Source organism: Paenarthrobacter nitroguajacolicus (assembly GCF_051027655.1).
GTDB classification, from domain to species: Bacteria; Actinomycetota; Actinomycetes; order Actinomycetales; family Micrococcaceae; genus Arthrobacter; species Arthrobacter nitroguajacolicus.
In genome coordinates this window covers 2,980,622-2,998,581 of sequence record NZ_CP073234.1, presented here as the reverse complement: position 1 = coordinate 2,998,581, position 17,960 = coordinate 2,980,622, and the positions used below count along the sequence as shown (strand labels likewise).

The 17,960-nt window shown below is 61.7% G+C and carries 17 protein-coding genes and 1 tRNA gene; 7 read left to right on the top strand and 11 right to left on the bottom strand.

Going from position 1 to position 17,960, the window contains the following annotated elements; genetic code table 11:
* The first annotated feature begins 51 nt into the window (after nt 1–51).
* Nucleotides 52–885 (top strand): metal ABC transporter ATP-binding protein, encoded by an 834-nt coding sequence (locus KCX59_RS14235; RefSeq protein WP_178997623.1) that lies wholly within the window; start codon nt 52–54, stop codon nt 883–885.
* Complete coding sequence (locus KCX59_RS14230) at nt 886–1,776, top strand: metal ABC transporter permease (protein ID WP_179017166.1); 891 nt, start codon at nt 886–888, stop codon at nt 1,774–1,776.
* Here KCX59_RS14230 and KCX59_RS14225 read toward each other — a convergent pair.
* Complete coding sequence (locus tag KCX59_RS14225; RefSeq protein ID WP_178996835.1) at nt 1,773–2,240, bottom strand: Fur family transcriptional regulator; 468 nt, start codon at nt 2,238–2,240, stop codon at nt 1,773–1,775. The genes KCX59_RS14230 and KCX59_RS14225 overlap by 4 nt on opposite strands.
* 94 nt (nt 2,241–2,334) lie before the next feature.
* Between KCX59_RS14225 and KCX59_RS14220 the strand changes: the two genes are divergently transcribed.
* A complete protein-coding gene (locus KCX59_RS14220; protein WP_179017167.1) occupies nt 2,335–2,988 on the top strand; it encodes an MBL fold metallo-hydrolase in 654 nt (217 codons plus the stop codon).
* On the opposite strand, the gene KCX59_RS14215 is transcribed toward KCX59_RS14220, so the two are convergent.
* Nucleotides 2,985–4,067: a PLP-dependent cysteine synthase family protein gene (locus KCX59_RS14215; protein ID WP_178996833.1), complete on the bottom strand. Its 1,083-nt coding sequence runs from the start codon at nt 4,065–4,067 to the stop codon at nt 2,985–2,987. The genes KCX59_RS14220 and KCX59_RS14215 overlap by 4 nt on opposite strands.
* 82 nt (nt 4,068–4,149) lie before the next feature.
* Between KCX59_RS14215 and KCX59_RS14210 the strand changes: the two genes are divergently transcribed.
* From KCX59_RS14210 to KCX59_RS14200, 3 genes are read left to right on the top strand one after another with little or no spacing between them, the layout of a single operon-like run.
* Nucleotides 4,150–5,049: a sulfurtransferase gene (locus tag KCX59_RS14210; protein ID WP_179017168.1), complete on the top strand. Its 900-nt coding sequence runs from the start codon at nt 4,150–4,152 to the stop codon at nt 5,047–5,049.
* Nucleotides 5,046–6,194, top strand: a complete 1,149-nt coding sequence (locus KCX59_RS14205) for an NAD(P)-dependent alcohol dehydrogenase (protein ID WP_256871378.1) — start codon at nt 5,046–5,048, stop codon at nt 6,192–6,194. Before KCX59_RS14210 ends, KCX59_RS14205 begins: the two co-directional genes overlap by 4 nt.
* Nucleotides 6,191–6,619, top strand: coding sequence for an HIT family protein (locus KCX59_RS14200; RefSeq protein ID WP_091468455.1), 429 nt, complete (start codon nt 6,191–6,193; stop codon nt 6,617–6,619). Before KCX59_RS14205 ends, KCX59_RS14200 begins: the two co-directional genes overlap by 4 nt.
* A gap of 69 nt (nt 6,620–6,688) precedes the next feature.
* Here KCX59_RS14200 and hrpA read toward each other — a convergent pair whose 3' ends face one another.
* From hrpA to KCX59_RS14185, 3 genes are all read right to left on the bottom strand, one after another.
* Nucleotides 6,689–10,636 carry an ATP-dependent RNA helicase HrpA gene (gene hrpA, locus KCX59_RS14195; protein WP_179017169.1) on the bottom strand — a complete coding sequence of 1,316 codons (3,948 nt, stop codon included), beginning with the start codon at nt 10,634–10,636 and terminating at the stop codon, nt 6,689–6,691.
* Nucleotides 10,637–10,649: 13 nt separating this feature from the next.
* Nucleotides 10,650–11,642 (bottom strand): helix-turn-helix transcriptional regulator, encoded by a 993-nt coding sequence (locus KCX59_RS14190; RefSeq protein WP_178996830.1) that lies wholly within the window; start codon nt 11,640–11,642, stop codon nt 10,650–10,652.
* Between the two features lie 159 nt (nt 11,643–11,801).
* A complete protein-coding gene (locus KCX59_RS14185; protein ID WP_014922190.1) occupies nt 11,802–11,972 on the bottom strand; it encodes a hypothetical protein in 171 nt (56 codons plus the stop codon).
* Nucleotides 11,973–12,053: 81 nt separating this feature from the next.
* On the opposite strand from KCX59_RS14185, the gene KCX59_RS14180 reads away from it, so the two are divergent.
* Nucleotides 12,054–13,022, top strand: a complete 969-nt coding sequence (locus KCX59_RS14180) for a GlxA family transcriptional regulator (RefSeq protein ID WP_091468447.1) — start codon at nt 12,054–12,056, stop codon at nt 13,020–13,022.
* Between the two features lie 56 nt (nt 13,023–13,078).
* Here the strand turns inward: KCX59_RS14180 and KCX59_RS14175 are convergent, their stop codons facing one another.
* From KCX59_RS14175 to KCX59_RS14150, 6 genes are all read right to left on the bottom strand, one after another.
* Nucleotides 13,079–13,381: a protealysin inhibitor emfourin gene (locus tag KCX59_RS14175; protein ID WP_178996829.1), complete on the bottom strand. Its 303-nt coding sequence runs from the start codon at nt 13,379–13,381 to the stop codon at nt 13,079–13,081.
* Nucleotides 13,382–13,461: 80 nt separating this feature from the next.
* A complete protein-coding gene (locus KCX59_RS14170; RefSeq protein ID WP_256871385.1) occupies nt 13,462–14,502 on the bottom strand; it encodes a M4 family metallopeptidase in 1,041 nt (346 codons plus the stop codon).
* Between the two features lie 158 nt (nt 14,503–14,660).
* A tRNA-Arg gene (locus KCX59_RS14165) sits at nt 14,661–14,733 on the bottom strand.
* A 130-nt stretch (nt 14,734–14,863) separates the two neighbouring features.
* Nucleotides 14,864–16,366 carry an FAD-dependent oxidoreductase gene (locus KCX59_RS14160; protein ID WP_179017171.1) on the bottom strand — a complete coding sequence of 501 codons (1,503 nt, stop codon included), beginning with the start codon at nt 16,364–16,366 and terminating at the stop codon, nt 14,864–14,866.
* Nucleotides 16,363–17,235, bottom strand: coding sequence for an FAD:protein FMN transferase (locus tag KCX59_RS14155; protein WP_179017172.1), 873 nt, complete (start codon nt 17,233–17,235; stop codon nt 16,363–16,365). Before KCX59_RS14155 ends, KCX59_RS14160 begins: the two co-directional genes overlap by 4 nt.
* 5 nt (nt 17,236–17,240) lie before the next feature.
* Entirely contained in the window at nt 17,241–17,735 is a 495-nt protein-coding gene (locus KCX59_RS14150; RefSeq protein WP_178996825.1) for an FMN-binding protein, read from the bottom strand.
* Between the last annotated feature and the right edge of the window lie 225 nt (nt 17,736–17,960).

The following is a 17,960-nucleotide window of genomic DNA, read 5'->3' as shown; positions in this document are numbered from 1 at the left end:
AGCACAGCCGCGGATACCAGCGGCACAACTATTGCGCTCCTCCCGGGGCGCATGGATCGAGGACAACTTTTGACACCGGTAGTGAGCCTCCGCGGAGCGAGCCTGCAGTTCGGCAAGAGGACACTGTGGCGGGATTTGGACCTGGACATCCACCCCGGAGAGTTCTTTGCCGTTCTTGGGCCCAATGGCAGCGGAAAAACAAGCTTCCTGAAAGTTCTTCTGGGGCTGCAGGAACTGCATTCCGGAACTGTCTCGCTGGGCGGCCACGCAGTGGAACGCGGCAGTAAACGTATTGGATACATACCGCAGCAAAAGTCCTTTGCAGCGGATACGCCGTTGAGGGCACGCGACCTGGTTGGGTTGGGGATCGATGGGCACCGCTGGGGAATGCGGTTCGCATCCGGCAAGGTCAACCAGCGGATCGACGAGTTGTTGGAGCAAGTGGGCGCGTCAGACTACGCCAAGGTGCCGGTGGGGCAGTTATCGGGTGGCGAGCAACAACGTCTCAGGGTGGCTCAGGCACTGGCCACTGAGCCTCAGGTTCTCCTGTGTGATGAGCCGCTGCTCTCCCTGGACCTGCATCATCAGCAGGGCGTCAGTTCACTGATCAACAAGCAATGCCACGATCGGAACAGTGCCGTGGTCTTCGTGACCCACGAAATCAACCCTGTTATCGACTATGTAGATAGGGTCCTTTACCTTGCCGGCGGCCAGTTCCGTGTAGGGACGCCTCAGGAAGTCATGACCACGGAAGTTCTTTCCGAACTGTACGACAGTCATGTGGAGGTCATCCACACCAACGGAAGGATCGTCGTCGTCGGTCTTCCAGACGCAACCACGCACTTCCATGACGATGCCCACGCCACCGCGGGGGAGGAGTTCTAGATGGATCTCGAGAGCATCCTGCAGACCATTTTCAACTTCGAGAATTACGGTGAGTTGCTGGTACTTGTCCAAAATTCCATCTGGGCAGGAGCTGTACTCGGATTGCTGGGCGGACTGGTTGGCACCTTCGTGATGAAGCGCGACCTTGCTTTCGCTGTTCACGGCATTTCCGAGCTGTCCTTCGCCGGTGCGGCGTTTGCTCTCCTGATTGGCACCGACATCATTTTTGGTTCCTTGATCGGCTCGGTGGCCGCGGCAGTGCTATTGGGTTTCATGGGAGTCCGGGCCCGGGACAAGAACTCGATCATCGGTGTGATCATGCCGTTCGGGCTGGGCTTGGGGATCCTGTTCCTCGCCCTTTACGAGGGGCGCGCGGCGAACAAGTTCGGCCTGCTGACCGGTCAGATTGTGTCCGTGGATACGGTGCAACTGCAGGTTTTGGCCGGCACCGCAGTGGTGGTGATGGCGGCGCTGGCGGCGATCTGGCGGCCACTGAGCTTTGCCAGCGTTGACCCGGAGATGGCTGAGGCCAGAGGTGTTCCGGTTCGCGGCCTGGCTATTGGCTTCATGGTTCTCCTGGGTGTCAGCGTGGCACTGTCCATCCAGATTGTCGGCGCGCTGTTGGTACTTGCCTTGCTGATTACCCCTGCAGCCGCTGCACTGCGGGTCACCACATCGCCCCGTTTGGTGGTGCTGCTGAGTGTTCTCTTCGCGATGACGGCCACCGTGGGCGGTATTCTCCTGGCGCTGGGTAGCCGTATTCCCATCAGCCCTTACGTCACCACGCTGTCCTTCCTCATCTACGTGGTGTGCCGGGTCATTGGCAGGGTCCGCGCCAACAGAGGCATCAACGGCCGGGTGTCGCGGGACCTGCCGGCAGGTGCCCTCTAGAGCTTGCCGGCTGCCTTCCTGGCCGTGCATTCGGGGCATAGCCCGAAGATTTCCACTGTGTGGGCTACCTCGGTGAAGCCATGTTCAGTTGCCGTGCGGGCAGCCCAGGTCTCGACGGCGGGTGCTTCCACTTCTTCTGCTTTGCCGCAGTTGCGGCAAAGCAGGTGGTGGTGGTGCCCGGTGACTGCACAACGACGATAGACGGCTTCGCCGTCTCCGTTTCGGAGGACGTCAATGAGTCCGTCGTCCGCCAAGGACTGCAGAATGCGGTACGCAGTAGCCAATGACACCGAGATGCCCTTGTTCTGCAGCAGCCGGTACAGCTCCTGGGTGCTGACAAAGTCATCCAATTCATCCAGGGCAGCGCTGACGGCCAAGCGCTGCTTGGTGACGCGCTGCTCCTTGACGCCGCTGGTGGCCGGCGCGTCATGGCCGGTCGTGGCGGGACTGGTGCCTTGTGGCATTGAAAGACTCACTTCCCTGGGGATGCTGGCAAACCCCAATTTTACCAGTAGGGGAACCTTGGAAACTGTCAGCGGGCGGCCCTAGGCTGTCTCCATGAAGCTCACCAAGTACACCCATGCCTGTGTTCGGTTGGAGAAGGAAGGAAAGGTCCTGGTGATTGATCCCGGGGCTTTCTCCGAGTCAGAGGAAGCGTTAAGCGGAGCCCACGCTGTACTTGTCACGCACGAGCACAATGACCACATTGACCGCCCGGCAGTAACGGCAGCCCTGCGGAGCAACACCATGCTGGAGGTCCACGCGCCAGCCGGGGTGGCAGCTGCGTTGAAGGAAAACGGGGATGTCGCTGCCCGCGTGCATACTGTGGAACCCAACTCCGGCTTTGACGCGGCAGGCTTCAACGTCCGGACTTACGGTGGTCAACATGCCGTCATCCACGCCCAGATCCCGGTGGTAGCGAACATCGGCTACTTGGTGGACGACAACGTATTCCACCCCGGGGATTCGTTCGTGGTCCCTGACGGAATCAGCGTCCAAACCCTTCTTGTCCCCATTCATGCGCCGTGGTCCAAGGTGGGCGAGGTAGTGGACTTCGTCATTTCCGTACGAGCTCCAAAGGCATTCCCTGTCCATGACGGGCTGCTCAACGAACTGGGCCGGGGGATTGTCGAGGGACATGTCACCCGGATAGGGGCCCGTTACGGAACCACTTACGCGCGACTGGCGCCCAAGGAGTCCGTGGAGGTCTAGCCGGTCCAAACTCCTGTGTTGTGGAAGTTTTCCAAAACTGCTTCATGCGGTGCGGGGTCCAGGCCGTGCGCGGCCAACCATCCGGCATCGTTGTAGCTTCCCGCATAGCGGTCGCCGGCGTCGCACATCAGGGAAACGACGCTGCCCCTGCGGCCCTCAGCCACCATCCCGGCAACCAACTGCCAAACGCCCCAGAGGTTGGTCCCGGTTGAAGGCCCTGCATGCAGGCCGGTGAGTTTCCGGAGGTGCCGCATGGCGGCTACGGACGCGGCGTCGGGCACTTGGATCATATGGTCGATGACCGCCGGCACGAAGCTGGGCTCAGACCGAGGCCTGCCGATGCCCTCAATCCTGGACGGCAGGCCAGTGGCTGCGGCTGCGTTTCCGTCCCGCCACGCCGGGTAGAAAGCCGAGTTTTCGGGATCAACAACGGCCAGGCGGGTGTTGTATCGGTTGTACCGCAGGTAACGGCCGATGGTGGCGCTGGTACCGCCGGTGCCGGCGCCCACAACGATCCATTCCGGAACAGGGTGTTCTTCCAAGGAAAGCTGTTCGAAAATCGACTCGGCGATGTTGTTGTTGCCCCGCCAGTCCGTTGCCCGCTCGGCAAACGTAAATTGGTCCATGTAGTAGCCACCGGACGTCCTGGCCGTCTCTTCGGCCACGGCGTAAACTTCCGAGGCGTGGTCCACCAACAGGCAGGCGCCACCGAAATCCTCGATCAGGGCGATCTTCTCGGGGCTGGTGGTCTTAGTCATGACTGCGATGAAGGGCAAGCCGATGAGCCGGGCGAAGTAGGCCTCTGAAACGGCCGTGCTGCCGCTGGAGGCTTCCACGATCGTGGTGCCCTCGGTGATCCAGCCGTTGACCAGGCCATACAGGAACAGGGACCGCGCCAAACGGTGCTTGAGGCTGCCGGATCTGTGGGTTGACTCGTCCTTCAGGTACAACTGGACTCCCCAGTGGTCCGGGAGTGGAACCGCATAAAGGTGGGTGTCGGCGGAGCGGTTATTCTCGGCCTCGATCTTACGGATGGCCTCGCTGGCCCATGCCCTGTCCTGAATACACGAATTGCTCACCGGATAAGCCTAGGCTGGAATTCGGACACCGGCAGCAACGAAACCTCTGCGGAAGACCAGCCGCCAGAACGAAGGAGATCCCATGGCCACGTTGATGAGTGCGTCAGAACTGCACCAGCGACTCGAAACCGGGCGGCGGACTGTGCTTCTCGACGTCCGATGGGTCCTGGGCCGCACTGACGGGCACCTTGAATATCTGGGCGCCCATCTTCCGGGCGCCGTTTTCGTGGACCTGCCCACAGAGCTGGCCGACCACGCACAGACCGGGCTGGGCCGCCACCCGTTGCCAACCAAGGACCGCTTTCAGGAGTCGGCTCGAAAGTGGGGGATTAACGACGGCGACACCGTGGTCGCGTACGACGACAGCGGCAGCATGGCCGCGGCACGCGTTTGGTGGATGCTGCGGAACGCTGGATTTGTCTCTGTGTACCTGCTCGACGGCGGCCTCGCCGCTTGGCGTTCGGCTGGTTACCCGGTGGAGTCCGGTGAGGTGAGTCCCGCCGTCGGAAATGTCACTTTGGGCGAAGGCCTCATGCCGGCCATCACGGAGCAGGAGGCGGCACAGTGGCATCGCAATGGTGTCTTGCTGGATGCCCGGGCAGGGGAGAGATACAGGGGCGAGGTAGAACCGATAGACCCCAGGGCCGGGCACATTCCAGGTGCGGTGAGCGCGCCGACCACGGGGAACGTCTCAGCCGCCGGCACCTTCCTTCCAAGGGAAGAGCTGCGGAGTCGTTTTGAGGAGTTGGGTCTGGATCAGTCGTCCAACGTTGCTGTTTATTGCGGATCCGGCGTGACAGCTTCCCATGAGATTGCTGCCTTGGAGATCGCCGGATACCGTGCGGCGCTCTATCCGGGTTCATTCTCGCAGTGGTCAAACAATGCTGCGAATGACGTGGTTGTGGGCAGCACGCCGTTTGCCGAGGACTCCGCGGTCCCAAGTGGCACAAGCACGGCTGCCGGGAGTAGCGTCGGAGCATGACTCCCGGACGCCCTGTGCCCCCGCCCCTCGCCAAGCCCGTCACCCTGGATAGCAGTGAACACCGGTCCGGAACGCTGGCTGCAGCGTACGGGGCCACTTCCCCGGACAGTGGTTTGGTGCCGCTGACTGTTGCGCGCCGGACCCCTACAGCGGACGACGTCGAAATCGCGATTGAATTCTGTGGTTTGTGCCACTCGGACGTGCATGCAACGCGCGGTGAATGGCGGGTTCCTCCCTACCCGTTGGTTCCAGGCCACGAGATCGTAGGCCGTGTGACACGTGTGGGTGCCGGGGTGCAGGAATTTGCCCCCGGCGATCGTGTTGGTGTGGGTTGCATGGTGGACTCCTGCCGCGAATGCGAGAGCTGCCTTGAAGGACTGGAACAGTACTGCGAGAGGGGCAACGTTGGTACTTATGGAGCTGCGGACCCGCGTCATGGGGACGACATTACGCAAGGGGGATACTCGACGTCGGTAGTGGTGGACAGGCGCTTCGTGCTGCGCATCCCGGAGGCCGTTGATCCGGCAGCGGCCGCTCCCTTGCTGTGTGCCGGAATCACCACATACTCTCCGCTGCGTTATTTCGATGTGGAGGAAGGCGACTCCGTGGGTGTCGTAGGCTTGGGTGGCCTTGGCCATATGGCAGTGAAGATCGCCAAAGCCATGGGTGCCGACGTCACCGTTTTCACGACGTCGGAATCCAAGTTCGAGGCTGCCCGGGAACTGGGCGCTGACCACGTGGTCCTCTCCAAGGACGCGGACGCCATGGAGGCCGCCAACCGGAGCATCGACGTCATCATCGATACCGTCGCAGCGCCGCATGATCTCAACCCGTACTTCCGGACCCTTCGCCTGGATGGGGCCCTCTTCCAATTGGGCCTCCCCGCGGACGACATGCCGCCGGTCAGCCCGGGACTGCTCATCCGCCGACGACTCGCCTATGCGGGCTCACTGATCGGCGGCATTGAGGAAACGCAGGAAATGTTGGACTTCTGCGCCGAACACGGGGTTGTGAGCGACATCGAGATAGTGGGAGCCGGACAACTCAATGAAGCTTACGACCGCATGGTGGCCGGGGACGTGAAGTACCGTTTCGTACTGGACACCGCAACACTTCAGGAACCATCCGAAAGGGCAGACGCATGAGCACACTGTTCACCAAGATCATCAATGGGGAGATCCCGGGCCGTTTTGTCTGGAAAGACGAGGACGTGGTCGCCTTCCTGACCATCTCGCCCATTACCCAGGGACACACCTTGGTGGTTCCTCGTGAAGAAGTGGATTCGTGGACGCAAGCCAGCCCTGAACTGCTGGCAAAGGTCATGGACGTGGCCCAGCGCATCGGCAAGGTGCAGGAGGCTTTGTTTGACGCCAAGCGCGTTGGCGTGCTGATGGAAGGTTTCGAGGTAGACCATTTGCATGTCCACGTGTGGCCCGCCTACTCCACGGCAGACTTTGAAATCCACAACGTGGACCACAACCCCGATCCCGCAGTCATGGAGGCCACTGCTGTAAAGCTCCGTGCTGCGCTTCGGGAAGCAGGCCACGGCGACGCAGTCCCTCAGGACTGAGTCCTGCACGACTTAACCCGGCGGTGCTTATTAAGCGCCGCCGGGTTTTTTCATGGCATTGCGCCGCGGCTATGCGGGTGCCAAGGCTTGGTTCAGCACCGTGCGGATGCGCTTTTCCGACACCGAGTAGGCAGTACCAAGCTCGACGGCGAAGAGGCTCACCCGGAGCTCTTCGATCATCCAGCGCACCCGGGTTAACTCGGTGCCCGCCCTGCGTCCCGGAAGGAGCGCCGACACAGCGTCGTCGTAGTCGTCCTCCAGTGCCTGCACTATTGCCATGTTGAGGTTGTCCCGTTGAACGTTGCCCGGGAGCTTTTCCAGCCGCTTCTCGATCGCCTGCAGATAGCGTGGCAGTTGGCTGAGCTGCGCATAACCCGTCTGTGCCACAAAGCCCGGGAACACCAGTTGCTCCAGCTGGCTCTTCATGTCATTGAGGGCGCTGATCAGTGGCAGGCTGGTGTTGGACTTCAGCTGCTTCTGGATGCGCCGCGTACTGGCCAGGATGCGTTCGACGACGGCGGTCACCGTGAACACGGTGTCGATCAGTTCTGCCCTGACCACTTCGTACAACGCATCGAAGGCCTCCTTGTCCCACGGCAGATCCTGCGGAACCAGTTTGTCGATGGCTGCCAGTGCACAGTCAGCGATGAGGGCACTCACGGATCCATGCGGGTTTTGGCTGAACGTCAGCTTCTCCGTATTACTGAGGTGTTCCAGCACGTAACGGTCGGGTGGCGGGATCCGGAGGGCCAGCAGCCGGATAACACCGCCCCGCATGGCGGCTTCCTGTTCCGGCCGGGTCTGGAAAACACGAAGGGCGACAGACTTGCCCTCATCGACGACTGCAGGGAAGCCCGTCACGGCGTGACCCTTCACGGTGCGCGTCACTTGGCGTTCCACTGCGCCGAAGTCCCATGCGGTGATACCTTCGCGTTCGGCAACCGCTCCGCCACCGGCAGGAGCCGGCCCTGAAGCCGGCGTTCCGCCGTTGGGTGCGCTCAGCGGGCCGGTTGCCTTGACGCCTTTGGCGCGTGACGTCGTCGCAGGTGTTGCTCCGAGTGATTCGGCAATGGCGCGGCGCGTGGCCGGTGCCAGCTTTTCCTGGAGTCCAGCGAGGTCCTTTCCTTCGTCGAGCACCTTGCCACTGCTGTCCACCACCTTGAAGCTCACGCGCAGATGCGGCGGTACTGCGTCCCAATTCCAGGATCCAGGGGGAATGACGTGCCCGCGGAGCCGTCGAAGGACAAGTTCCAAGGACGGCTCGAGCTCATCGGTGGCGGGATCGAAGTCTGCTTCCAGTGCTGCGGTTGCTTGCCTGGCAACGTCAGGGGCAGGCACGAAATTCTTCCGGACTTGCTTGGGCAGCGATTTGATGAGGGCAGTGACCAGCTCCACCCGTTGGCCCGGGATCTGCCAACGGAAGGGGGCGTCGTCCAATTGGTTGAGGAACAACACCGGAACTTCGGCGGTGACGCCGTCGGACGGGTTGGGGGCCGAGCCTGGAGCCACAGGATGGAATTCGTAGCTCAGGGGCAGTTCGAATCCCTTGTGCAGCCAACTCTTCGGATATGCGGAGTCGTCCAGTGCCTCGGCATCTTCGCTCATCAGCAACGATTGGTCGAAGTCCAGGAGGTCGGGGTCTGACTGGCGGGCATCCTTCCACCACTTATCAAAGTGCCTCTCGGAAACCACTTCCTTGCCCACACGTGCGTCGTAGAACTCGAAGAGCGTCTGATCGTCCACCAGGATGTCGCGGCGCCGCATGCGGGTTTCGAGTTCTTCGATTTCCTGCAGGAGGGCGCGGTTACGGTGGAAGAACTTGTGATGGGTCTTCCACTCGCCTTCTACCAGCGCGTGGCGGATGAACAGTTCACGTGAGAGTTCGGGATCGACCCGTCCGTAGTTGACGCGGCGGTTGGGAATGATCGGGACGCCGTAGAGCGTCACTTTCTCGTGAGCCATGACGGCCCCTTGCCGTGAAGACCAGTGCGGCTCACTGTAGGACCGCTTTACCAGGTCCGGAGCTACCTGCTCGGCCCACAGGGGATCGAACTTGGCGGCGACACGTGCCCAGAGGCGGCTGGTTTCCACCAGTTCCGCCGCCATAACGAACGTAGGCGATTTCTTGAATAGTGCTGAACCTGGGAAGATCGCAAACCGGCTTCCGCGGGCGCCGGCATATTCACGCTTGCGCTCATCCAGCAGGCCGATATGGCTTAGCAAGCCGGAAAGCAGGCTGATGTGGACGCCCTCGTAGTTGCCTACGGGATCCGCTTCCCGTTTGTTGTCCAGCGATATGCCAAGGGGTTTGGCCATCTGCCGGAGCTGGGTGAAGAGGTCCTGCCACTCACGCACGCGCAGGTAATTGATGAATTCGTTGCGGCATAGCTTGCGGAACTGGGTGGAGGACAGCTCGCGCTGCTTTTCCTGGATGTAGTTCCACAGATTGAGGAAGCCGGTGAAGTCCGAGAGTTCGTCCCGGAATCGTGCATGCTTCTCCGCAGCCAGCTGTTGCTTGTCTGTTGGCCGTTCACGGGGGTCCTGGATAGTGAGGGCGGCCGCCAGGATCATGACCTCGCGGACACAGCCGCGCTTTCCCGCCTCCACGATCATCCGGCCCAGCCGTGGATCCACAGGCAGCTGAGCCAATTTCTGCCCGACGGCGGTCAGTCCACTGCCGCTGCGACCGTTGCCACCCGCGTCACCGGACTTGGGCGACGTCAAGGCGCCGAGTTCGCGCAGGAGCGTGACGCCGTCGTTGATGGCCCGGGAGTCGGGCGGTTCCACGAACGGGAAGTTCTCTACGTCTTTGGGTCCGCGGGCAACTCCCATCGCGGTCATCTGCAGGATGACGGCAGCGAGGTTGGTCCGGAGAATCTCCGGGTCCGTGAACAGCGGACGCGACTCGAAGTCCTCCTCCGAGTACAAGCGGATGGCAATGCCCTCGGAAACGCGCCCACAGCGGCCCGAGCGCTGGTTGGCCGAGGCCTGTGAGACGCGCTCGATGGGAAGGCGCTGGACTTTAGTACGGTGTGAGTACCGGGAAATACGAGCGGTTCCGGTGTCGATCACGTACTTGATGCCTGGCACGGTCAGCGACGTTTCGGCAACGTTGGTGGCCAGGATGATGCGCCGTTTTCCGCCGGGGTTGAATACCCTGTGCTGCTCTTGCAGGCTCAATCGGGCAAAAAGGGGCAGAACTTCCGTCCCGGCCAGGCGCCTGTTTGTTTGGATGCGGCCGTTGATGGCTTCAGCAGCATCCCTGATTTCGCGCTCGCCGGAGAAGAAAATGAGGATGTCGCCGGGCGCTTCCTTGGCGAGCTCGTCCACGGCGTCGCACACAGCGTCCAGGGGATCGCGGTCCTCTTCGAGTTCATCGTCCGAGGTGTCTTCGTCCCCGCCCGCCGGCTGCGATAAAGGCCTGTACCGGATCTCCACGGGATACGTTCGTCCGGAGACCTCGATGATCGGAGCCGGATCTTCTTCGGTGCCGAAGTGTTTGGCAAACCGTTGGGGATCGATGGTGGCCGAGGTGATGATCACCTTGAGGTCCGGGCGCTGGGGGAGGATGCGCTTGAGGTAGCCCAGGATGAAGTCGATGTTGAGGCTGCGCTCGTGGGCTTCGTCGATGATGATGGTGCTGTATTTCCGCAGCAGTTTGTCCCGCTGGATCTCTGCGAGGAGGATGCCGTCGGTCATCAGCTTGACTTTGGTGGAGGCGCTGACCTCTCCGGTGAAGCGGACCTGGAAGCCCACTTCCTGGCCAATTTCCACGTCGAGTTCGGACGCGATGCGTTCGGCCACGGTGCGGGCTGCCAGCCGGCGTGGCTGGGTGTGCCCGATGAGGCTCTTGTCTCCAAGGCCAAGCTCGAGGCACATTTTGGGGATCTGGGTGGTCTTACCCGAACCGGTCTCGCCGGCAATGATGGTCACCTGGTTTGCGGCGATGGCCGCCATCAGATCCTCGCGGCGCTCGGATACGGGCAGCTCTGCGGGGTAGGAAATATGAAGTGTCATGGCTGCTGTCAGTCTACTGTGAGTGGGGTTCCACGTCCGCTGTGTCCGTCACAGTCCCGGCCGCAGCACGCAGCCGGCTCGATAGTTCCATGGCGTAAGCCTTGAATTCAGCAGGCTCGAGGATCTCAAAGTCCAGGTCCATAGCTGCCAGGTACGCCGCCGGGGCGGCAAGGTTGTCCCATCCGGAGCGCAGGATGGTGGCATTCAGGCCGTCGGCAGTCAGTGTCGCATATTGAGAACTAATGGTGGCGGCTACCTCGGCCAGTGGAGCGCGGAGCCGCACCACGACGTCGAACCTGTACGGCGAGCGGGTGATGGACTGCTGCACGTAAGCGGCGAGGTCTTCTGCAGGCAGGGGCCTTGGCGTGTACCTCTTCCGTTCCGATGGCAGGGAAGCAAGACGGTCAGCCCTGAAGGTTCGCCAATCTTCCCGTTCAACGTCCCACGCCACCAGATACCAGCGGCGTCCGGTGTCCACCAACCTGTAGGGCTCCACCAGCCGGCGTGCTGATTCGCCGTCGGATTTCACGTAGTCGAAGGAGATTTGGCGCCGGTCCGATATGGCGGCGGAGACGACGGTCAGTTGCTGGGGATCAACGGTCCCCGCGTTGCTGGGGAGGGTGGTGACGGCGGCTTTCAGCATGGCGAACTTGGGACGCAGGCGGGACGGCAAGACCTGCTCCAGCTTTGCCAAGGCGCGGACGGATGCCTCACCGATGCCTGCCACGGGGCCCGCGGCTACGGAATTCAAACCCAGGGCGACAGCCAGGGCTTCGTTGTCATCCAGCAGCAGCGGCGGAAGCTGGGCGCCGGCACCAAGCTGATAACCACCGGCTATGCCGGGGGAGGCGTGTATGGGATATCCCAGGTTGCGCAGCTTGTCGATGTCCCGGCGCACGGTCCGCTCCGTCACACCCATGCGGTGGGCCAAGGCTGGTCCCGTCCACTCGCGGCGCACCTGCAGCAGTGACAACAGCTGGAGGAGCCGCGCAGACGTTTGGATCATGCATGTGAATCTAGCCCATGGGACATCCGCATGGGTCCATTGGCGGGACCAGGGGCAACATAGGGACGCCCGCCGTTCGGGGGAATCCTGCAGAATTCCGTGAACGGGCGGGCGTCATATGGATGTGGCCTGGTGCACCTCGCGGCGGCTTGGCATCCCCTAGTAGATACGGGGGTTCCAATACGGGCTGCTCGGAGCGTCGAAAGCGCTCCAGGGTTCCTTGGAGTTGATGGGCGGGTTGTGCCCGCGTCCATCCTTCAACAGGGCTGAAACGGTGGCAGCGACGGCGGTGATGAGGACGATGAAGAGGATGATTCCAAAGATTTCCATGCCTCAAGCCTGCTCTCACGGCAGCTGAAGAAACAGTGGCAGAAATGCCCCATTTAGATAAATTTCTGCCACACTGGAGATATGTTGAAATCAGTGGCGGTGATCGTGGTTCCCAACTTCTCGGTCTTTGAATTCGGTACAGCCTTCGAGGTCTTCGGCATTGACCGATCGGACCGGGGTGCCGGAGTACCGGCTTTTGACTTCCGCGTGGTTGCCCCGGAACCGGGTGATATCCGCATGAAATCCGGCTTGTCCCTTCATGTAAACCTCGGCCTCGAAGCAGCAGCCGACGCGGATCTCGTCATCATGGCGCCGTTTGGCCGTGACCAGGACGTCCCCGAGTCCGTTATGGCTGCCTTGCGCGCAGCGCATGCCAGGGGCGCGTGGGTGATGTCCATTTGCTCCGGTGCCTATGCCCTCGCCCGGGCAGGTCTACTGGACGGGCGTCGCTGCACCACGCACTGGCACTATTCGCAGGACCTGGCCAGCCGGTACCCGAACGCTATCGTGGACGAGAACGTCCTCTACGTTCAGGACGGGACCATCATCACCAGTGCTGGCACGGCCGCCGGAATCGACGCATGCCTCCATCTCGTTCGTGAGGAGCTGGGAGCGAACGTAGCAGCCGCGATCGCGCGCGACATGGTGGTACCGCCGCATCGCGACGGCGGCCAGGCCCAGTTCATCGACAGGCCCATGCCCCGCTGCGGCTCAGCGCCCATGGAGGCATTGCTGCGCTGGATGGTTGAACACCTCGACGAAGAGCACAGCGTGAACGAGTTGGCTGCGCGGCTCCACATGTCTCCCAGGACGTTTGCCCGCCGTTTCCGGGCGGAAACCGGAGCGACGCCCGCAGCCTGGCTGAACTCGCAACGTGTGCTGCGTGCGCAGGAACTGTTGGAAACCACTGAGTTGAACATCGACGAGATCGCCCGTGTTGCAGGGTTCGGGCATTCCGTCCTGCTGCGTCACCACTTCACCAAAGTGTTGGACACAAGTCCGCAAAGCTACAGGCGGGCATTCCGGGGTCAGTTGGCAGAAGCCATCTGAAATCGCGCAAACCAGAAGCAGACCGAAACCGCTTCGGGCTATGAGTGCGGCTCCTCCTAGCGGCGGTTTCCGAACCCACCCCGCGACTCTGCACCTTCGGCCTTGGCGCATTCCACCAGTTCCTGCCAGGGGCCTGTTACGGCGCGGTCGGGAAGGGTTGCCCGCCGCTGCCCCGCACGGATGGAGTACATAAACCGGTCCGCCTCATTAGGTGTCCGGGACTGACTCTTGGCTTCGTCCCACGGGCAGGCCTCAACGATCGGCACCCATCGTTCCTTCTCATCGGGGGATACAGCATCTACGCTCCAGACGCGTGTCATCGCGGCGATTCCCCCACTGCGTTGGACGGTGATCTTCATGGCCGGCTGCTTCTCGTTCGACGTTCCGTTGTCAGCCAGCCGGCAGGGACCGAACCAAACTGTCCGGTCCCGCCACCTGACTAAACCTTGACCTTCACAGTCTCCCACGCCTTCAGGACGGCGTCATGCTCAGCTGATCCGGTCCCGAAAAGTTCCACAGCAGTTGCGACTGTGGTCTTGGCAAACTTTCCAAACGTGCAGGTTGCCGGCAAGGATCCACTGGTCAAGGTGTCGTACCAAATCTGGCCGGGTGCCTCCCACGCATGGCCTCCGAGTTCCGAGGCAACCACGTAGAAGGCCTTATTGGGGATGCCGGAGTTGATATGCACTCCGCCATTGTCAGCACTCGTCCGTACGTACGTATCCATGGAATCCGGTTGCGGGTCTTTACCCAAAACGTCGTCGTCATAAGCCGTCCCCGGCGCTTTCATTGAGCGCAGGGCGGCGCCTTGGACCTGATCTGTAAAGAGGCCCTCCCCGATGAGCCAACTGGCATCCCGGGCGGACTCCTGCTTCAGATACTGCTCGACGAGGACCCCGAAAACGTCCGACATGGACTCGTTCAGCGCGCCGGCCTGGTTCCGATAGGCCAAATTGGCTGTGTATTGGGTGACTCCGTGCGCAAGTTCGTGGCCTATGACACTCACGGACTTGGTGAAGCGCTGAAAAATCTGGCCATCGCCGTCACCGAAGACCATTTGGCTCCCGTCCCAAAAGGCGTTGTCGTAGAGCTTCCCGTAATGAACCGTTGCATCCAGGGCGAGCCCTGCATCGTCAATGGAGTCCCGCCCGAAGATCTCCCCGTACAGCCGGTGTGTGCTCCCGAGGCCGTCGTAGGCCTCGTCCGCAGCAACGTCGCCGACGGGTGGGGTTCCTTCCTTGCGGACAATGCGGCCGGGCAAGGCCTCGGAGGACTCGGCATCGAAGATTGTCCGCTTGGGTGGACCGGGTTTGGCTTGACGTGCGCTCGGCGGTGCAGCAGGGATGGGGGCTGTCCGGATGGCCTGCAGATCCTTGATATGCAGCAACGACTCCTTCGCGGCCCTGGCAACTGCCCGGAGTCGTGGTTCGTTCCGGGCAGCGATCCTGCGCAGCATATACGGCGGGACGATTGAACACATCACGGCAAAACCCCTTTGGCTATCGGTATGACCAACTGAAATCAGCCTAGGAGCAGGGGCTGACAATATTGCGGTCCAAGCCCGGCAAGCCCCCAACTGATAGTCCATATCCGGCACACAAAAATACCCCGCCAGCAAGGCTGGCGGGGTATTCGTTGTGCCCTCGATAGGATTCGAACCTACGGCCTTCTGCTCCGGAGGCAGACGCTCTATCCCCTGAGCTACGAGGGCATCCAGGGTTCCCTCCGTTGCCGGTGGGACGTCCTAGAGCTTAGCAGTCCCTGCGCCGCAAATGAAAACCCGCCACAGCAGACGAAATTCACGGCGCAGGAGCAGCAAGCCCGGCCTCGAACCCTTCGAATCAGTAACCCGCAAACGAGTCCACGTGCACCCGACGCGCTCCTGCGCCACGTGCTGCAGCTCGAAGGGAATCCACACTCGCCGGGGAGCCCGAGACAAAGACCTCCCGATCCCCAATGTCCGGAACCAGCTCTTTAAGGCGCGCTGCATCGATTCTGGAGGTACCGGCGTCGACCATGTACTCCGGGGGAGTGGAACCGTCCGCAAGGCGGGCGACGACCTTGGCCCCGGAGGCTTCCAGCTGTTCCACGCAGGCCAGCTCATCGCGACCTTTCGCGAGGTACACCACCACCGTGTCGCGTGCGGCGTCGTCGGCGGCCAGCTGTGACAGGAACGGCGTGATGCCGATTCCTGCGGCGATCAGCAGGACCGGCTTGCCGGCGTCGTGCGGTAAAACAAAGTCTCCACCCACGGCTGTTGCGGAAACGCTGTCCCCGGGTCGAAGCGCAAGCAGTGCCTTCTTCGCTGCAGACAGCGGCTCGGCCGTACCCACGCCGAAGGTAACCTCAGCCGCGCCAGGTGGGCTGGTAATGCTGAAGACGCGGCGACGGCCCTTGCCGTCGGATCCGGAATGCGGCAGGTTGAGCTCCATGAACTGTCCGGGCTCAAAACGCACAGGCCGCTGCGGTTCGAACCTGAATTCAGTACTGGCGGGGGTGAGGGGGCGCGAGCCCTTAAACGTCAGATGGACGCCGCCGCGCTGTCCAAGGAAGAACGCAATGAGGTTGCCCAGCAGCAATGCGAGCTCCGGGGAGTTGGCAATGAAGCCGAAATTATAGGGGACTGCGAAAACGACACCCACGACGGCGGCAAGCGCCAACTGCTGCCAGCGGCGGGGAGGCAGGGTGAGAGGTTCCGAAAGCATGAAGCCGACGAAAAACAGCAACGGCCGTTGGGCCAAGGCCTGCCATAAAGCCTGTCCCAGCGTCATATCGCGGCTCAGCAGCTCCACGGTGATGATGCTTGTGGCAGCCACCAGGAAAACGGCGCCCATCAGCATTTTCCGTGTGCGATACAGGACAATCACCACTCCCGGAACCAGGAGCCAGAGCATGGCCGGGGTGGCGGCCCACCACGTGGCGATATTGAGCCCCGTCAGGCCCGTAATGAACGCACCTGCGGCGGCCGGGTTGAAGATATGACGCCCGCGGAAGGCCAGAGCGTACTTGGACACGCTGGCCAGCACGCAAGCCAAAGCAACGCCCGCCATATCCATCGCTCCAAAGGCGGGCCAGAAGAGGAAATACAGCAGCAGTCCGGTGATCAGTGACGACTCCGTATGCTGCTTGACACCAAAGAGCAAAGCCAGGAGTCGGCCGGATGCATAGGTTGCGCCCAGGCAGAGCACCAGATGGACCAACATCTCAGGTAGGCCAAAGGTCAGCCATCCCAGGATGTTGAGGACCATGCTGTAGGCCGCCAGTACACCCAGCACCCAGAGAATCAAGCGGTACATGGTGAAGCGGCCCAACCAAGTGTCCACGCGGGACTTAGCGGCAATCATGTGAACAGTCTCCCCTCAAAACCCTTCGAAAATGCGGCAGCACCGCTCGACGACACCGTAAGCCATGAGAATTCGAATTCCTTCTCCAGCGGAGCAGGTTCCTGCATGAACAATGCCGTGGCCAGGCCGTCCGCCATCAGGGCGCTCGCAGCCATGGTCCAGGTTGCCACTGTGGTGTGTATTGGCTTGCCCGTGGTTCCATCCAGGACATGGTGCAGGCCGTCACCCCACGTGCGACGATTCGAGGCCGAGGCACACAGCGCGAAGTTATCCAGCTCCACCGTGCCTACGGCCTGGCGCGGGTTATAAGGGTGCTCCAACGCAACGGTGACCGGGCGTTTTCCGGAGTGCAGCATGTCGCCGCTGCCGTCCACCAGGAAATCGGTGCAGCCCGCTTCCCGCAGGACTTCACCCAAGAGGTCCACGAGCTGGCCCTTGCCGGCAGCTCCAATGTCCAAAACCACCGGCTCCTTCACTGTTATCTCGGTTCCTGCCCAATCAAGGACGTCTTCCCAGCGGGGCGGAGGGAGGGGAGTGCCCGACGGTGTGAGGGCATAAGTGGCGTCATAACCCAGCCGCTCCAGGCTGCTGCCGACGAGTGGGGTCATGGCACCACCGGTGAGGCGATACAGCGCGGAATAGACCTCCTGCAGGACGACGGCGTGCCCCGGCAGGGTGATCTTGCCGGCATTACGGGAAAGGCCGGACACCAGAGAATCCGTCCTGAACCGTGACCACGTCTTGTCGTATGCCGCTACTGTTTCAAGCAGTTCGCTGCGGACGGCGGGTACTAAGCTGTCCGGCGTCGAAATCTCCCACTGCGTACCGATCCCTTCGAAGCGGAAGGTGCTCCAGCCAGGGTGGGGCATGGCTGCTACTTGGCCTGGGACTTGATCTGTTCCACGGCTTCGTTGAAGCCACCGGACGTCAGTGAAGAGCCAGCCACCTTGGAGACGTTGAGCTCATCGATGTCCTTGCCCACGATCTGTGCGGCGATGCCACTGGCGAACTCACCCTGGAACTTTTTGGTATTGGGATTGGAGGGGTGGACCGTGATGTTGACCGCAGAAACCTTGTCGGCTGCAAGCGTCAGCTCGACGCCCACCGTCTCCTGGCCATTGGGCGAAGTGTACGTGCCGTCGGAGCTGTAGGTCCCGTCCTTATAGGTGGAAGCGCCGGTGGAAGCGACAGCCGTTGACGATGACGTGCCCGCTGATGAAGGACTGCTGGAAGCGGCCTGGCCCCCCTCCTGGGTAGCGGGGGTTTGGGTTGAGGGGGCTTCGGTTGTGGGGGCGCAGGCCGCAGCTGTTCCAATGATGGAGAGGCCGGCGAAACCAACGTAGAGGCTCTTGCGGAGTGGCGTAGTCATGGTTCTGCTCGTTTCAACTGGACAAGAATTCGTCAATGGTCATTTACGTCAAGGGATACTGCGTGTACCGGGATGACCAACGAGGCCACCTCCTACGTGTTCACAACGTTGAATTCAGCGTAATGGTTCAGTCTGCGGCGTCGGGCAGCCGTTCCTGTGAGTGGGCTGTGACCGGCTTATCCACATACGAGACCCTCAATTCCGCGACTTTGCGGGCCCCCGGTA

Bases quoted from the DNA above. Each gene is read 5' to 3' on its own strand.
- KCX59_RS14235 (WP_178997623.1), top strand. From the start codon at position 52: ATGGATCGAGGACAACTTTTGACACCGGTAGTGAGCCTCCGCGGAGCG.
- KCX59_RS14230 (WP_179017166.1), top strand. From the start codon at position 886: ATGGATCTCGAGAGCATCCTGCAGACCATTTTCAACTTCGAGAATTAC.
- KCX59_RS14225 (WP_178996835.1), bottom strand. From the start codon at position 2,240: ATGCCACAAGGCACCAGTCCCGCCACGACCGGCCATGACGCGCCGGCC.
- KCX59_RS14220 (WP_179017167.1), top strand. From the start codon at position 2,335: ATGAAGCTCACCAAGTACACCCATGCCTGTGTTCGGTTGGAGAAGGAA.
- KCX59_RS14210 (WP_179017168.1), top strand. From the start codon at position 4,150: ATGGCCACGTTGATGAGTGCGTCAGAACTGCACCAGCGACTCGAAACC.
- KCX59_RS14205 (WP_256871378.1), top strand. From the start codon at position 5,046: ATGACTCCCGGACGCCCTGTGCCCCCGCCCCTCGCCAAGCCCGTCACC.
- KCX59_RS14200 (WP_091468455.1), top strand. From the start codon at position 6,191: ATGAGCACACTGTTCACCAAGATCATCAATGGGGAGATCCCGGGCCGT.
- hrpA (WP_179017169.1), bottom strand. From the start codon at position 10,636: ATGACACTTCATATTTCCTACCCCGCAGAGCTGCCCGTATCCGAGCGC.
- KCX59_RS14190 (WP_178996830.1), bottom strand. From the start codon at position 11,642: ATGATCCAAACGTCTGCGCGGCTCCTCCAGCTGTTGTCACTGCTGCAG.
- KCX59_RS14185 (WP_014922190.1), bottom strand. From the start codon at position 11,972: ATGGAAATCTTTGGAATCATCCTCTTCATCGTCCTCATCACCGCCGTC.
- KCX59_RS14180 (WP_091468447.1), top strand. From the start codon at position 12,054: ATGTTGAAATCAGTGGCGGTGATCGTGGTTCCCAACTTCTCGGTCTTT.
- KCX59_RS14175 (WP_178996829.1), bottom strand. From the start codon at position 13,381: ATGAAGATCACCGTCCAACGCAGTGGGGGAATCGCCGCGATGACACGC.
- KCX59_RS14170 (WP_256871385.1), bottom strand. From the start codon at position 14,502: ATGTGTTCAATCGTCCCGCCGTATATGCTGCGCAGGATCGCTGCCCGG.
- KCX59_RS14160 (WP_179017171.1), bottom strand. From the start codon at position 16,366: ATGATTGCCGCTAAGTCCCGCGTGGACACTTGGTTGGGCCGCTTCACC.
- KCX59_RS14155 (WP_179017172.1), bottom strand. From the start codon at position 17,235: ATGCCCCACCCTGGCTGGAGCACCTTCCGCTTCGAAGGGATCGGTACG.
- KCX59_RS14150 (WP_178996825.1), bottom strand. From the start codon at position 17,735: ATGACTACGCCACTCCGCAAGAGCCTCTACGTTGGTTTCGCCGGCCTC.